10 protein-coding genes, 1 tRNA gene and 2 rRNA genes are annotated in these 16,415 nt (G+C 41.5%); 12 read left to right on the top strand and 1 reads right to left on the bottom strand.

The genetic code is table 11. From position 1 onward, the window contains the following. Positions 1-9: 9 nt before the first annotated feature. The 4 genes from CC204_RS04725 to recQ all read left to right on the top strand — a co-directional run bounded on the left by CC204_RS04725 (position 10) and on the right by recQ (position 5,130). A complete protein-coding gene (locus CC204_RS04725) occupies positions 10-288 on the top strand; it encodes a UPF0223 family protein (RefSeq protein WP_088269039.1) in 279 nt (92 codons plus the stop codon). A gap of 1 nt (position 289) precedes the next feature. Beyond that, entirely contained in the window at positions 290-1,063 is a 774-nt protein-coding gene (locus CC204_RS04720) for an inositol monophosphatase family protein (RefSeq protein ID WP_088269038.1), read from the top strand. 183 nt (positions 1,064-1,246) lie between these two features. Further along, positions 1,247-3,082, top strand: coding sequence for a translational GTPase TypA (gene typA, locus CC204_RS04715; protein WP_088269037.1), 1,836 nt, complete (start codon positions 1,247-1,249; stop codon positions 3,080-3,082). 278 nt (positions 3,083-3,360) lie between these two features. Continuing rightward, positions 3,361-5,130 (top strand): DNA helicase RecQ, encoded by a 1,770-nt coding sequence (gene recQ / locus CC204_RS04710; protein WP_088269036.1) that lies wholly within the window; start codon positions 3,361-3,363, stop codon positions 5,128-5,130. 65 nt (positions 5,131-5,195) lie between these two features. Here recQ and CC204_RS04705 read toward each other — a convergent pair whose 3' ends face one another. Next, positions 5,196-5,975, bottom strand: coding sequence for an ABC transporter ATP-binding protein (locus tag CC204_RS04705; RefSeq protein WP_088269035.1), 780 nt, complete (start codon positions 5,973-5,975; stop codon positions 5,196-5,198). Positions 5,976-6,132: 157 nt separating this feature from the next. On the opposite strand from CC204_RS04705, the gene CC204_RS04700 reads away from it, so the two are divergent. The 8 genes from CC204_RS04700 to CC204_RS04665 all read left to right on the top strand — a co-directional run bounded on the left by CC204_RS04700 (position 6,133) and on the right by CC204_RS04665 (position 16,380). Further along, complete coding sequence (locus CC204_RS04700) at positions 6,133-6,699, top strand: YceD family protein (RefSeq protein WP_088269034.1); 567 nt, start codon at positions 6,133-6,135, stop codon at positions 6,697-6,699. Between the two features lie 60 nt (positions 6,700-6,759). Continuing rightward, the gene (gene rpmF, locus CC204_RS04695) at positions 6,760-6,939 is read left to right on the top strand and encodes a 50S ribosomal protein L32 (RefSeq protein ID WP_069634653.1); all 180 of its coding nucleotides are present in this window, start codon (positions 6,760-6,762) and stop codon (positions 6,937-6,939) included. A gap of 236 nt (positions 6,940-7,175) precedes the next feature. Continuing rightward, a complete protein-coding gene (gene gndA, locus CC204_RS04690) occupies positions 7,176-8,597 on the top strand; it encodes an NADP-dependent phosphogluconate dehydrogenase (RefSeq protein WP_088269033.1) in 1,422 nt (473 codons plus the stop codon). A gap of 148 nt (positions 8,598-8,745) precedes the next feature. Further along, positions 8,746-9,432, top strand: coding sequence for a response regulator transcription factor (locus tag CC204_RS04685; protein ID WP_087641517.1), 687 nt, complete (start codon positions 8,746-8,748; stop codon positions 9,430-9,432). A 50-nt stretch (positions 9,433-9,482) separates the two neighbouring features. Then, positions 9,483-10,946: a HAMP domain-containing sensor histidine kinase gene (locus tag CC204_RS04680; protein WP_373285304.1), complete on the top strand. Its 1,464-nt coding sequence runs from the start codon at positions 9,483-9,485 to the stop codon at positions 10,944-10,946. A 626-nt stretch (positions 10,947-11,572) separates the two neighbouring features. After that, a 16S ribosomal RNA gene (locus tag CC204_RS04675) occupies positions 11,573-13,132 on the top strand. Positions 13,133-13,214: 82 nt separating this feature from the next. Then, a tRNA-Ala gene (locus CC204_RS04670) sits at positions 13,215-13,287 on the top strand. A gap of 181 nt (positions 13,288-13,468) precedes the next feature. Then, a 23S ribosomal RNA gene (locus tag CC204_RS04665) occupies positions 13,469-16,380 on the top strand. Together the 16S and 23S rRNA genes with 1 tRNA gene alongside form the textbook arrangement of a ribosomal RNA operon. Positions 16,381-16,415: the final 35 nt, after the last annotated feature.

The raw sequence follows: 16,415 nt of genomic DNA, 5'->3' as shown, positions 1-16,415 counted from the left end.
GGTGAAGACATGAAAGATTATCAATACCCTTTAGATTTGGACTGGACCACAGATGAGATGGTCATCGTGACGAATATGTGGTCAGCAGTGGAACAGGCAAATGAAACAGGGATAAATGCCGAGGAGTTTTTACAAATCTATCAACGCTTTAAAACGGTCGTTAAAAGCATTGGTGAAGAAAAGCGTTTAGGCAATGAATTTCAAAAAGTCTCTGGCTATTCATTATATAGAACGGTTCAGCAAGCGAAAAAACAGCAGACAGGCAGATTAAAACTAGGAGCTGATTAAAATGACAGCAGAAAAAATGATCATTGAAATCAAGGATTGGATTCGAGAAGCGGCAGACTTTATTCAAACGAGCTTAACAACTGATTTCGCTGTTTCACAAAAATCAGGAAGAACAGACTTAGTGACCTCCATAGATGAAGAAACCCAAACATTGCTGATCAAAAAAATCAAAGAACATTATCCAGCTGATAAAATTTTGGCAGAAGAAAAAGGCTACAGCACAATCGACTCTCTAGCAGGCCGCGTCTGGATCATCGACCCGATTGACGGCACAATGAATTTTGTTATGGAACAGGAAAACTTTTGTATTATGATCGCCGTTTTTGAAGATGGGATCGGAAAATTAGGGTTTATTTATGATGTGATGAAAGATGAATTATGCTGGGGCGGAAAAGGGATCGGTGTGTTCTTAGGAGAACAAAGGCTTATTCAACCGAAAAATTTAGGCTTGTCAGCAGGACTGCTTGGAATGAATGCCTACATGTTTGGTGAAGATATTCATTGTGCTAGGAAGATTGGACATGCTTCTATGGGCGTACGTGTGAGTGGGTGTGCTGGAATCGAAATGATCGCCATGCTAAAAGGCAATCATATTGGTTACGTTTCTAATTTGAGCCCATGGGATTATGCAGCTGGGATCGTTTTACTGGAGGAATTCCATTTTAGCTACTCAACTATAGAAGGAAAAGCGTTATCGTTTTCTGGACGCGAATACTTTTTAGCAGCAACTCCAGAGGCATATAGCGAAATTAAAACCAATTTTTTAGATAAGTAAACGAACTCTGAGGTTGATTTTTAGCGAATAATGTGCTATTTTTCAGAAAATAGCAAGAAAATCATGAAGTTTTCATAACTTTTGAAAGCTTTAGACTATATTTCATGAAAAAAGTTTGCTATAATAAACAGTCGGATTTAAATGAACAAGTGACGTAAGGCTAAAGGATAAGGAGCAATTACAGTGAAATACAGAGAAGATATCAGAAACGTAGCAATTATCGCCCACGTCGACCATGGGAAAACAACCTTGGTGGATGAATTATTGAAACAATCGCAAACATTAGACGGACATACGCAGCTGCAAGAGCGTGCGATGGACTCAAATGCGATCGAAAGCGAACGTGGGATCACGATCTTAGCCAAAAATACAGCCGTTGATTACAATGGCACCCGCATCAATATTTTAGATACTCCTGGACACGCGGACTTCGGTGGTGAAGTTGAGCGTATCATGAAAATGGTCGATGGTGTGGTTTTAGTCGTTGATGCTTATGAAGGAACGATGCCTCAAACACGTTTCGTATTGAAAAAAGCACTAGAACAAAAAGTAACACCGATCGTTGTCGTAAATAAAATCGATAAACCTTCTGCTCGTCCTGAACATGTTGTGGATGAAGTATTAGAATTATTTATTGAACTAGGCGCGGATGATGAACAATTGGACTTCCCAGTTGTTTATGCATCAGCTTTAAATGGAACTTCAAGTAACTCTGATGATCCAGAAGACCAAGAACCAACTATGGCGCCGATCTTTGATCAGATCATCGATCATGTACCAGCTCCAGTTGATAACTCAGATGAACCATTACAATTCCAAGTTTCATTATTAGATTACAATGACTATGTAGGACGTATCGGTATCGGACGTGTTTTCCGCGGTACAATGAAAGTGGGCGACCAAGTTGCCTTGATGAAATTAGACGGTAGTGTGAAAAATTTCCGTGTAACTAAAATTTTCGGTTTCTTCGGATTACAACGTGTGGAAATCAATGAAGCAAAAGCAGGCGATTTAATTGCCGTTTCAGGTATGGAAGATATCTTCGTTGGTGAAACAGTAGCAGACGTTGCGCATCAAGAAGCGCTGCCGATTTTACACATCGATGAACCAACATTACAAATGACATTCTTAGTAAATAACTCTCCTTTTGCCGGTCGTGAAGGTAAATTTGTCACAGCGCGTAAAATCGAAGAACGCTTGATGGCAGAATTACAAACAGACGTATCACTACGCGTAGAACCAATTGCTCCAGATGCTTGGACTGTTTCTGGTCGTGGTGAATTGCACTTGTCGATTTTGATCGAAAACATGCGTCGTGAAGGGTATGAATTACAAGTATCTCGTCCAGAAGTTATTGAACGTGAAATCGAAGGTGTAAAATGTGAACCTTTTGAACGTGTTCAAATCGATACGCCAGAAGAATACATGGGGAGTGTCATTGAGTCATTAAGCCAACGTAAAGGTGAAATGCAAGACATGATCCATACTGGTAACGGTCAAATTCGTTTGATTTTCTTAGCACCAGCTCGTGGTTTGATCGGTTATACAACTGAGTTTTTATCAATGACACGTGGTTATGGAATCATGCACCATACTTTTGATCAATATTTACCGATGATCCAAGGAACGATCGGCGGACGTCACCAAGGCGCTCTTGTTTCTATCGATACAGGTAAAGCAACTACGTATAGTATCATGAGTATTGAAGAACGCGGAACAGTCTTTGTAGAACCAACGACTGAAGTTTACGAAGGAATGATCATCGGTGAAAATAACCGTGATAACGACTTAACAGTAAATATCACGAAAGCTAAACAAATGACTAACGTACGTTCTGCGACTAAAGACCAAACGTCAGTGATCAAAAAAACTAAAAAGCTTACATTAGAAGAATCATTAGAATTCTTGAATGAGGATGAGTACTGTGAAGTAACACCAGAAAGCATCCGTTTAAGAAAACAAATTTTAAACAAAAATGAACGTGAAAAAGCAAGTAAAAAGAAAAAAGTAGCAGAATAAACTCGTCGTTTGGCTATTTCTTAGCTACACGAAATTAGATGAGACATGACAATGATTGTTGTGTCCCATCTTTTTTTGTGGATAACTCTAAATAGAAAGTGATAAAAATGCGTATACTATTTTATAAAGCTTGGTAAATAAGGATTTTTGAAAAAAAGTTAAGTACAGAGATGTTTCACGAAAACTGATTTGTTTCACGGTGAACCATGATCCTTTATTGAATTGCAAGATAGAGCGTGCTAAAATAACTGTCATATACAAAGAATGGAGCGAACCACATGATTGACATAAAAGCGCTATTAAAAGAAAAATTTGGCTATGATGATTTTCGTCAAGGTCAAGAAGAAATCATCAATCATGTATTAAATAAAGAAAATGTATTAGGAATCATGCCCACAGGTGGCGGTAAATCGATTTGCTATCAACTGCCTGCACTTGCTTTAGAGAATCTGACTTTAGTGATTTCTCCGTTGATTTCCTTGATGAAAGATCAAGTCGATGCTCTAAACATGATGGGGATCCCTGCAACGTTTATCAATAGCACGATTTCTCAGCAAGAGATGAATAAGCGAGTTCAACTTGCTGTAGATCGAAAAGTCAAACTTCTTTATGTAGCACCCGAACGCTTAGAATCTTTTGATTTTCAGCAACTGCTTTTACACGTACCGATCGATTTACTGGCTGTAGATGAGGCACACTGTATTTCTCAATGGGGACACGACTTTCGTCCTAGCTATTTACGTTTAGCCGAAATCATTGAACAATTTCAGCAACAGCCTTCAGTCATTGCATTGACTGCTACAGCGACACCTCAAGTTGCAGAAGATATCTTAGAGCAATTACACATACCAAAACAGAATCAAGTACAAACAGGGTTTGCCCGTGAAAACTTATCCTTTCAAGTAGTGAAAGATCAAAATCGCGATGTTTATTTGCTGGAATACTTAAAGATGAACAAAGATCAGTCTGGAATCGTCTATGCCAGCACTAGAAAAGAAGTAGAACGAATCTATCATTTATTGAAAAGTAAGAAAATTGCTGTTGGTATGTACCACGGAGGCATGAATGAGAGTGATCGAAATCATAATCAAGAGGAATTTTTATTTGACAAAATACAGGTGATGGTTGCTACAAATGCATTTGGTATGGGGATCAATAAGAGTAATGTACGTTTTGTCATCCATGCTCAAATACCAGGGAATATTGAGTCCTATTATCAAGAAGCAGGACGCGCTGGTCGTGATGGGCTGCCGAGTGATGCTGTATTGTTATACGGTCCTCAGGATCTGCAAATCCAGCAGTTTTTTATCGATCAATCTGAAATGACGATCGACTACAAGCAAAAAGAATATATGAAGCTGCGTGAAATGTCACAGTATGCCAATGCTCAAATGTGTCTGCAGCAGTTCATTTTACGTTACTTTGGTGAGCAGGGAACAGAATGTGGTCGCTGTTCCAATTGTTTAGATGAACGAGAATTAGTCGATGTAACAGTCGATGCTCAAAAAGTCCTGTCATGCGTCAAGCGTATGGGAGAAAAATTTGGTAAAGGCCTAGTTGGTAAAGTATTGACGGGGTCAAAGGATCAAAAAATCGATCAATGGCATTTCCATCGTTTGCCGACCTATGGATTAATGAAAGACCGTACTCAAAAGGAAGTCACTCAACTGATCGACTATTTGACTGCCGAAAGATATTTGACACCATCCGATGGACAATATCCGCTGCTTTCTGTTTCAGCGACCGGTATCCAAGTTTTATTAGGCAAACAAACAGTTTTTAGAAAAGAAGATCAGCGCGTACGTAAAGTTGCCGCTATAGATGATGCATTGTTTGAAGTATTGAGAGGACTAAGATTGGATCTAGCACAGGATGCTGGGGTTCCTCCATACCTAATTTTTTCAGACAGCACCTTAAAAGAAATGTGTGAAAAACGACCAAAAAATTCGATCCAGCTCCTTCAAATAAAAGGTGTGGGACAAAACAAGCTTGATAAATACGGTGAACAATTTATCGAGGCTATAACAGCTTTTTCAAAAGACGATTAAAAACGCTCGAGGATAAGAGAAAACTGTTTTCTCTTATCCTCGAGCTAAACAAATCATTAGTCCAATTATTTGGGATAGACTGCAAAACGATCTTCTTTTAAAGAGACGATCTGAATAGGTTCGTTATAAAAGTCAGTAAATTTTTTTTCGTTAAAAAGACTATCACGAGTACCTTTCGCAAAAATCTCCCCATCTTTCAACAGCATCAGATGCTCAAAACAAGGAAGAATCTCTTCAGTATGATGTGTCACATAAAGTAAAGTTGGATGGCTTTTTTGAGTTGCGATTTGCTGAATTTGCTTTAGTAATTTTTCACGTGCAAATAAATCAAGACCGTTGCAAGGTTCATCTAAAATCAATAATTCTGGATGTGCCATCAAAGCTCTAGAGATCAAAACAAGCTGCCGTTCACCTTGAGATAATACTTCATATTTTTTTCCGATCAATGAAGCACCACCAGCGTTAGTCAAAATCATTTTGGCTTCCTCTAGTTCTTCATTTGTATACTCTTGGTAGATGCCGATACTGGCAAACTTACCAGATAAAACGATGCGCTCAGCGGTTTCCCAATTTTTCATTCGATACTGCAAAGCAGTACTGACCCAGCCGATTCTGCGTTGCAACTCTGGAATCGAGGTATGCCCAAAAACTTCATCTAAGACTTCTAACCTCCCTGATGAAGGCCAAAGGTAACCGCAAATCAATTGTAAAAGCAACGTCTTGCCTGCACCGTTCAATCCCAAAATGGCCCAATTTTCAGATGAATCAACGGACCAATTTACGTTATTTAACAGTATCTTTTTATCCCGAATAAAAGAGACATGTTCAAATTTAAATGCATTCATATAACTCCTCCTTTGACTTATTTTACCATTAAAAATTAAGAATAGAAGAGAGCAGGCTGAAAAAAAGTGAAAGAAGGAAATACTGTCAAGAAAATTTCATTGACAAAGCTTTCATCCCCCTGTATAATTGCTTTTGTTGCGTTAAGAGGTGATGAATATGAAATGGTCTTTACTAGAACTAAATAAATACAAAGACAACCCATTAGAATTTTCGGAAACATTAGATTTGAAAGCCTCATTGATGAAGCGAGATAATTTGATTCTGGATGTTAGTCCTATAAATGTGACGGGGATACTAACAGTTGGCAAAGAGGAGTATTTGATTCACTATCGAATCGATGTTATTGTAACTGTGCCATCTTCACGTTCTTTAACTCCTGTTCCGCTTAGGATGTCGATTGATGTTGACGAAGTATTTATGACACAAGAGCAATATCAAAAGAAAGATGATCGTTTACCAGAGGAAGAAATCATCTTGTTGGAGAAGCCGATGATCGATTTAGACGAGTCTGTGGAAGACAACATTCTTTTAGCGATACCGATCCAAGTATTGACTGAAGAAGAAATGACTAGCAGTGAGATGCCTAAAGGCAATGACTGGGAAGTCTTATCAGAAGAAGCATATTTGGAGAAAAGAGAAACAGAAGCACAACAAACAATGGATCCTCGTCTTGCCAAATTATCCGAGCTATTTAGCGAAAACGCTGATGGTGATGATGACTAAGTAAGATTGGAATATATCGTGCACTTGCTGCACACATCTTTACAAGGAGGTGGAACACCAATGGCAGTACCAGCTAGAAGAACATCAAAAGCTAAAAAGGGCAAACGCCGTACTCACTACAAATTAACGATCAAAGGTTTGAATGCATGTTCAAACTGTGGTGAAATGAGAAAAAGCCATCACGTATGTCCAGCATGTGGTCATTACGATGGAAAAGACGTAGTCTCTAAAGAAGCATAAAACATTTTTTTGAAAATGTTACGAATCCCCTAGGCTAACCATGGAGCCTAGGGGATTTATTTTTAAGATAAAAAGATTTAAAACAATGGACAAATGACTGAAATACTGCAGAAACGATAAAAATAAATTTTAATCGAACTATTTTTGTTTTCATATCAAGTATTCTACGTTATAATAATGTAGATTATAAGAAAATTCTAATGAATTTTTTTTCAAAGACAGTGGGAGGATACAAGATGACAAAACAACAGTTTGGCGTAGTCGGAATGGCCGTAATGGGAAAAAATCTAGCATTGAATATTGAAAGTAGAGGCTATTCAGTTGCTCTATTTAATCGTACAGGATCAAAAACAACAGATGTTGTTGAAGAGCACCCTGATAAAAATTTTAAAGCAACATACACGATCGAAGAGTTTGTAGACTCTATTGAAAAACCACGTCGTATCATGTTGATGGTTCAAGCGGGTTTTGCGACTGATGCTACGATCCAGGAATTATTACCTCATTTAGATAAGGGAGATATTTTGATCGATGGCGGAAACACATTCTTCAAAGATACGATTCGTAGAAATGAAGAATTAGCGAACTCAGGAATCAACTTCATCGGAACTGGTGTTTCAGGCGGTGAAGAAGGGGCTTTGAAGGGACCTTCGATCATGCCTGGTGGACAGAAAGAAGCTTACGAATTAGTGGCTCCTATTTTAGAAAAAATTTCTGCAAAAGCAGAAGACGGGGAACCTTGCGTAACATACATTGGTCCTAATGGTGCAGGACATTATGTTAAAATGGTCCACAATGGTATCGAATATGGAGATATGCAGCTGATTGCGGAATCGTATGATCTTATGAAAAATATCCTTGGTCTTTCTGTAGATGAAATGGCTGATATTTTCAAAGAGTGGAATCAAGGTGAGTTAGACAGTTATCTTGTTGAAATCACTGCAGATATTTTGACACGTAAAGATGATGAGGGGACAGGTCAACCGATCGTTGATGTTATCTTAGATGCTGCCGGGAATAAAGGAACGGGTAAATGGACAAGTCAAAGCTCTTTAGATTTGGGTGTGCCGTTACCGTTGATCACTGAATCAGTTTTTGCCCGTTTTATTTCTGCCTATAAAGAAGAACGTGTAAAAGCTAGCAAAGTATTAGCTAAACCTGAAAAAGCAGAGTATTCAGGCGATAAGAAAGAATTGATCGAAAAAATCCGCGAAGCACTTTACTTCAGTAAAATCATGAGTTACGCTCAAGGTTTTGCTCAGTTACGAGTTGCATCAGAAGATTATAACTGGGATCTGCCATTCGGTGATATTGCAAAAATTTGGCGTGCGGGATGTATCATCCGTGCACAGTTTTTACAAAAAATTACAGATGCATACGATAAAAACCCAACGATTGAGAACTTACTCTTAGATGACTACTTTATCGATATTACAAAAAAATATCAGCAATCCGTACGTGACGTTGTTTCGATTGCTGTACAGGCTGGCGTACCAGTACCAACATTTGCCTCAGCTATTGCATACTATGACTCTTATCGTTCAGAAAGATTGCCTGCAAACATCATTCAGGCACAAAGAGATTACTTTGGAGCTCATACGTATCAACGTACTGATAAAGAAGGAACATACCACTATAGCTGGTATAATGAAGAATAATATGTTCGAAAGCCATGGGATTAAGAATTTTCTCATGGTTTTCTCTCTGTTACAAAGTGAAAATAGGTTGTTGCTAGCTTTTTAAGATAAAAGTGGGTATAATAGGTAGGCTTTAAGATAGCTTTTAAAGAGAGAGGAAAAATAACCAATGAGTAATATTCTTATTATTGAAGATGAAAAAAACTTAGCTCGTTTTGTAGAGCTTGAATTAAAACATGAAGGTTACACAACAGAAGTTCATTATAACGGACGCACAGGCTTAGAAGCAGCCTTAAATGACGAGTGGGATGCCATTCTTTTAGATTTGATGTTGCCAGAACTAAATGGTCTTGAAGTTTGCCGTAGAATTCGTCAAGTAAAAAATACGCCGATCATTATGATGACAGCACGTGATTCTGTGATCGATCGTGTATCTGGTTTAGATCATGGTGCAGATGATTATATTGTAAAGCCATTTGCAATAGAAGAACTTTTGGCACGTCTACGCGCACTGCTTCGTCGTATCGATATCGAAGGAGACAAAAATGTAGCCAAACAAACGACAATTACATATCGTGATTTAACGATTGAAAAAGAAAATCGTGTTGTTCGTCGTAATTCTGAGATGATAGAATTGACTAAGCGTGAGTATGAACTACTGTTGACATTGATGGAAAATGTTAATGTTGTTTTAGCACGAGATGTTCTTTTAAACAAAGTTTGGGGTTATGAAACAGAAGTCGAAACAAACGTAGTTGATGTTTATATCCGCTACTTGCGTAATAAAATTGATGTTCCTGGTGAAGAAAGTTATATCCAAACCGTTCGTGGAACAGGATATGTGATGCGCTCGTGAGACCGTTAAAATCAAAAAAATTAGAAAGAAAAGAACTGAAGGGGCCTTCTTTGACGATCAAGTGGGCCTTTGCAAGTTCTTTCTTCATATTCGTTGTTTTTACGATATTTGCTGTTATTACATATAAAACATCTGTTAGCCTCATTGTTCAAAAAGAGCGAGAAAATGCTGAAAGAACGGTCGCCGAAGTGGGGAATCGTTTAGCTAATGTCGAAGGAGAGCTGACCGTATCTGAGGTCTACGAGAAATTAAAAACGCCAAGCTTAGATACAAATGATTTAAACAACAAAAAAGTATCCGTCGAGGGTTCATTGATGGAAATGGATAGTATGCTTTCAGAGCTAGGGCAGCCAGCACTATTTTTGACTGTTTTTGATCCGGAAGGCACATTGCTTTTTGAAACCCAAAAAGCACAAAATCAATTGGTAAAAAAAGGAAAACAGAAAGCTGAAATCAAGACATTAAACGATAGAACAGGGTACTTGATCATCCAACCCGTATATTCAAAGAGTACGAGAGAAAAAACTGGTTATATACAAGCCTTCTATGAATTGTCTTCATTTTACGCAATTAAAAACCATTTGCTACTGACTCTGATCATTCTAGAAGTCATTTCACTTATACTTAGTAGCGTATTAGGATTCCTTTTATCTTCATATTTCTTAAAACCTTTAAAAGTGTTGAGAGATACAATGGATACGATCCGTAAAAATCCGCAATCTAGTATTCACATGCCAGATATACATTCAAATGACGAACTGGCAGATCTTGCTGAGATCTTTAATGAGATGTTGGATCGGATGAGGCGTTATATTGAACAACAGGAACAATTCGTAGAGGATGTTTCTCATGAGCTGCGGACACCAGTAGCAATTATCGAAGGCCATTTGAATCTATTGAATCGATGGGGAAAAGAAGATCCAGAAGTGTTGGATGAATCCTTGGAGGCTAGTTTACAAGAGATTACCCGAATGAAGAGTCTTGTGCAAGAAATGCTGGATTTATCTCGTGCAGAACAAGTAGACACATTGTATCCAAATCATACGACGAATGCTAAACAAGTCGTGTATCAAGTTTTTAATAACTTCAAAATTTTATATCCTGATTTTGTAATTACATTAGATGATGATTTACTGCATGAAGTAAAACTAGGAATCTACCGTAATCACTTTGAGCAATTACTGATCATTATTTTAGATAATGCTGTAAAATACTCGACAACTCGAAAAGAAGTTCATATCTCGATTTCCAAAACATTAAATGAATTTGAAATAGCGATCCAGGACTTTGGTGAGGGAATTTCAGAAGATGAACTTGATAAAATTTTTAATCGCTTCTATAGAGTAGATAAAGCTAGAGCTAGAAATAAGGGCGGCAATGGATTAGGTTTGTCAATTGCCAAACAATTAGTGGAAAATTATAAAGGAAGAATCGATGCTGAAAGTGTCATTCATCAAGGAACGATATTCAGAATCCATATTCCAATAGTAGAAAATAGTGAAGACAACGAGTAGGTGCGAAAAGCACCTACTTTTTTTGGATAATTAGCCGAATGATTGAGAGCTATATATGATGAATGTAGCAGAAAAACCGAATGCTGATTTGAAGTTATCTAAATTTGTTCGCTAAGAAAAAAAAGAACGAAATTTAGGCATTTTCTAGTTGCATTTTATGATAAGTATTGTTATATTTATACATGTTCTGATTGATGTTCTTTACTAGAAATTTGTTGAGAAAAAAAGTAAAATTTCTTCTTGACGAATAAAAGTAATTCATGATAGAATAACAAAGTTGCTAATGAAAAAAGCAATTGAAACATTGAAAAATCAGGAAGAAAGTTGTTGACAAATAACAAACAACCTGATAAACTAATGAAGTTGTCGCTGAAACAAACGACAACGCCAAGCAGAAAAAACTTTGAAACTTTTTTAAAAAAGTGTTGACATCAAATCGAAGATTTGATATGATATAAAAGTTGCTGCGAGGTAACAACGTAGACCTTTGAAAACTGAACAAAGTAAGACAAACCAAATGTGTAGGTTGTTTTCACAACGGTGAAAACAAACAACAATTTTTAACAAGCGAAGCAATATGCTAGCAAACAAATGAGCTTAACGATCGCAAGATCGTGTTCAACTTTTATTATGAGAGTTTGATCCTGGCTCAGGACGAACGCTGGCGGCGTGCCTAATACATGCAAGTCGAACGCTTCTTTTCTACCGAGTGCTTGCACTCATTTGAAAAGAGGAGTGGCGGACGGGTGAGTAACACGTGGGTAACCTGCCCATCAGAAGGGGATAACACTTGGAAACAGGTGCTAATACCGTATAACAGTCGACACCGCATGGTGTTGATTTGAAAGACGCTTTCGGGTGTCACTGATGGATGGACCCGCGGTGCATTAGCTAGTTGGTGAGGTAACGGCTCACCAAGGCGATGATGCATAGCCGACCTGAGAGGGTGATCGGCCACACTGGGACTGAGACACGGCCCAGACTCCTACGGGAGGCAGCAGTAGGGAATCTTCGGCAATGGACGAAAGTCTGACCGAGCAACGCCGCGTGAGTGAAGAAGGTTTTCGGATCGTAAAACTCTGTTGTTAGAGAAGAACAAGTAGGAGAGTAACTGCTCTTACCTTGACGGTATCTAACCAGAAAGCCACGGCTAACTACGTGCCAGCAGCCGCGGTAATACGTAGGTGGCAAGCGTTGTCCGGATTTATTGGGCGTAAAGCGAGCGCAGGCGGTTTCTTAAGTCTGATGTGAAAGCCCCCGGCTCAACCGGGGAGGGTCATTGGAAACTGGGAGACTTGAGTGCAGAAGAGGAGAGTGGAATTCCATGTGTAGCGGTGAAATGCGTAGATATATGGAGGAACACCAGTGGCGAAGGCGACTCTCTGGTCTGTAACTGACGCTGAGGCTCGAAAGCGTGGGGAGCAAACAGGATTAGATACCCTGGTAGTCCACGCCGTAAACGATGAGTGCTAAGTGTTGGAGGGTTTCCGCCCTTCAGTGCTGCAGCAAACGCATTAAGCACTCCGCCTGGGGAGTACGACCGCAAGGTTGAAACTCAAAGGAATTGACGGGGGCCCGCACAAGCGGTGGAGCATGTGGTTTAATTCGAAGCAACGCGAAGAACCTTACCAGGTCTTGACATCCTTTGACCACTCTAGAGATAGAGCTTTCCCTTCGGGGACAAAGTGACAGGTGGTGCATGGTTGTCGTCAGCTCGTGTCGTGAGATGTTGGGTTAAGTCCCGCAACGAGCGCAACCCTTATTGTTAGTTGCCATCATTCAGTTGGGCACTCTAGCGAGACTGCCGGTGACAAACCGGAGGAAGGTGGGGATGACGTCAAATCATCATGCCCCTTATGACCTGGGCTACACACGTGCTACAATGGGAAGTACAACGAGTCGCTAGGCCGCGAGGTCATGCAAATCTCTTAAAGCTTCTCTCAGTTCGGATTGTAGGCTGCAACTCGCCTACATGAAGCCGGAATCGCTAGTAATCGCGGATCAGCACGCCGCGGTGAATACGTTCCCGGGCCTTGTACACACCGCCCGTCACACCACGAAAGTTTGTAACACCCGAAGTCGGTGAGGTAACCTTTTGGAGCCAGCCGCCTAAGGTGGGATAGATGATTGGGGTGAAGTCGTAACAAGGTAGCCGTATCGGAAGGTGCGGCTGGATCACCTCCTTTCTAAGGAATAGTACGGAACTACACGGTTCGTCAACACTTTGTTCAGTTTTGAGAGGTCTACTCTCAATTGTATAGCTTTACTGGGGCCTTAGCTCAGCTGGGAGAGCGCCTGCTTTGCACGCAGGAGGTCAGCGGTTCGATCCCGCTAGGCTCCATTAGTAACCATTGGTTACTAGATTGTTCATTGAAAACTGGATATTGAAGTAAAAAAAGTAATCAAAACAAACCGAGAACACCGCGTTGAAGAGTTAATTAATTAATTGTTCGAAGCTTATTTTATTGACCAACCTTCTATCGCTAGAAGAAGTAGTCAAGACCCAACCGCAAGGTTGATAAGGTTAAGTGAATAAGGGCGCACGGTGGATGCCTTGGCATTAGGAGCCGATGAAGGACGGGACTAACACCGATATGCTTTGGGGAGCTGTAAGTGAGCTATGATCCAGAGATTTCCGAATGGGGGAACCCAACATCTTTTATAGGATGTTACTTTCCAGTGAATACATAGCTGGTTAGAGGTAGACGCAGAGAACTGAAACATCTAAGTACCTGCAGGAAGAGAAAGAAAATTCGATTCCCTGAGTAGCGGCGAGCGAAACGGGAAGAGCCCAAACCAACAAGCTTGCTTGTTGGGGTTGTAGGACTCCGATATGGTAGTCTGTCAGGATAGTCGAAGGACTTGGAAAGGTCCGCCAAAGTGGGTAATAGCCCCGTAGGCGAAATTGTGACAGCACCTAGGAGGATCCTGAGTACGGCGGAACACGAGAAATTCCGTCGGAATCCGCGGGGACCATCCCGCAAGGCTAAATACTCCCTAATGACCGATAGTGAACCAGTACCGTGAGGGAAAGGTGAAAAGCACCCCGGAAGGGGAGTGAAATAGATCCTGAAACCGTGTGCCTACAACAAGTTCGAGCCCGTTAATGGGTGAGAGCGTGCCTTTTGTAGAATGAACCGGCGAGTTACGATTGCATGCGAGGTTAAGGTGAAGAGCCGGAGCCGCAGCGAAAGCGAGTCTGAATAGGGCGAATGAGTATGTAGTCGTAGACCCGAAACCATGTGATCTACCCATGGCCAGGTTGAAGGTGTGGTAAAACGCACTGGAGGACCGAACCCACGTACGTTGAAAAGTGCGGGGATGAGCTGTGGGTAGCGGAGAAATTCCAAACGAACTTGGAGATAGCTGGTTCTCTCCGAAATAGCTTTAGGGCTAGCGTCGAAGTTGAGAATGATGGAGGTAGAGCACTGTTTGGACTAGGGGCCCATCTCGGGTTACCGAATTCAGATAAACTCCGAATGCCATTCATTCATATTCGGCAGTCAGACTGCGAGTGATAAGATCCGTAGTCGAAAGGGAAACAGCCCAGACCACCAGCTAAGGTCCCAAAATAACTATTAAGTGGAAAAGGATGTGGGGTTGCACAGACAACTAGGATGTTGGCTCAGAAGCAGCCACCATTTAAAGAGTGCGTAATAGCTCACTAGTCGAGTGACCCTGCGCCGAAAATGTACCGGGGCTAAATAGTTTACCGAAGCTGTGGATCACACCTCTGGTGTGATGGTAGGAGAGCGTTCTAAGGGCGTTGAAGGTCGATCGTGAGGACGGCTGGAGCGCTTAGAAGTGAGAATGCCGGTATGAGTAGCGAAAGACGGGTGAGAATCCCGTCCACCGTATGACTAAGGTTTCCTGGGGAAGGCTCGTCCGCCCAGGGTTAGTCGGGACCTAAGCCGAGGCCGATAGGCGTAGGCGATGGACAACAGGTTGATATTCCTGTACCAGTTGTTTTTGTTTGAACAATGGAGGGACGCAGGAGGCTAAGGAATGCATGCGACTGGAAGTGCATGTCCAAGCAGTAAGTCTTGAGTAGAGTCAAATGCTTTACTCTGTACGGACAAGCTGTGATGGGGAGGGAAATAATAGTACCGAAGTTCCTGATGTCACACTGTCAAGAAAAGCTTCTAGTGAGAAAACAACTGCCCGTACCGTAAACCGACACAGGTAGTCGAGGAGAGTATCCTAAGGTGAGCGAGCGAACTCTCGTTAAGGAACTCGGCAAAATGACCCCGTAACTTCGGGAGAAGGGGTGCTGACTTCGGTCAGCCGCAGTGAATAGGCCCAAGCGACTGTTTATCAAAAACACAGGTCTCTGCAAAATCGAAAGATGAAGTATAGGGGCTGACGCCTGCCCGGTGCTGGAAGGTTAAGAGGATGGGTTAGCTTCGGCGAAGCTCAGAATTGAAGCCCCAGTAAACGGCGGCCGTAACTATAACGGTCCTAAGGTAGCGAAATTCCTTGTCGGGTAAGTTCCGACCCGCACGAAAGGCGTAACGATTTGGGCACTGTCTCAACGAGAGACTCGGTGAAATTTTAGTACCTGTGAAGATGCAGGTTACCCGCGACAGGACGGAAAGACCCCATGGAGCTTTACTGTAGCTTGATATTGAGTGTTTGTACCACATGTACAGGATAGGTAGGAGCCGATGAACCCGGAACGCTAGTTTCGGTGGAGGCGCTGGTGGGATACTACCCTTGTGTTATGAACCCTCTAACCCGCAGCCCTAATCGGGCTGGGAGACAGTGTCAGGTGGGCAGTTTGACTGGGGCGGTCGCCTCCTAAAAGGTAACGGAGGCGCCCAAAGGTTCCCTCAGAATGGTTGGAAATCATTCGCAGAGTGTAAAGGCAGAAGGGAGCTTGACTGCGAGACTTACAAGTCGAGCAGGGACGAAAGTCGGGCTTAGTGATCCGGTGGTTCCGCATGGAAGGGCCATCGCTCAACGGATAAAAGCTACCCTGGGGATAACAGGCTTATCTCCCCCAAGAGTCCACATCGACGGGGAGGTTTGGCACCTCGATGTCGGCTCGTCGCATCCTGGGGCTGTAGTCGGTCCCAAGGGTTGGGCTGTTCGCCCATTAAAGCGGCACGCGAGCTGGGTTCAGAACGTCGTGAGACAGTTCGGTCCCTATCCGTCGCGGGCGTTGGAAATTTGAGAGGAGCTGTCCTTAGTACGAGAGGACCGGGATGGACTTACCGCTGGTGTACCAGTTGTTCTGCCAAGGGCATTGCTGGGTAGCTATGTAGGGAAGGGATAAACGCTGAAAGCATCTAAGTGTGAAGCCCACCTCAAGATGAGATTTCCCATTTCTTTAAGAAAGTAAGACCCCTCAGAGATGATGAGGTAGATAGGTTGGAAGTGGAAGTGCAGTGATGTACGGAGCGGACCAATACTAATCGGTCGAGGACTTAACCAAAAGAAATAAAATAAAAGATCTTGGTAAGCATTGAT

The organism is Enterococcus wangshanyuanii (assembly GCF_002197645.1).
Taxonomy (GTDB): domain Bacteria; phylum Bacillota; class Bacilli; order Lactobacillales; family Enterococcaceae; genus Enterococcus_L; species Enterococcus_L wangshanyuanii.
The sequence above is the reverse complement of the archived record's forward strand: the minus strand, read 5'-3'. Positions and strand labels throughout refer to the sequence as shown.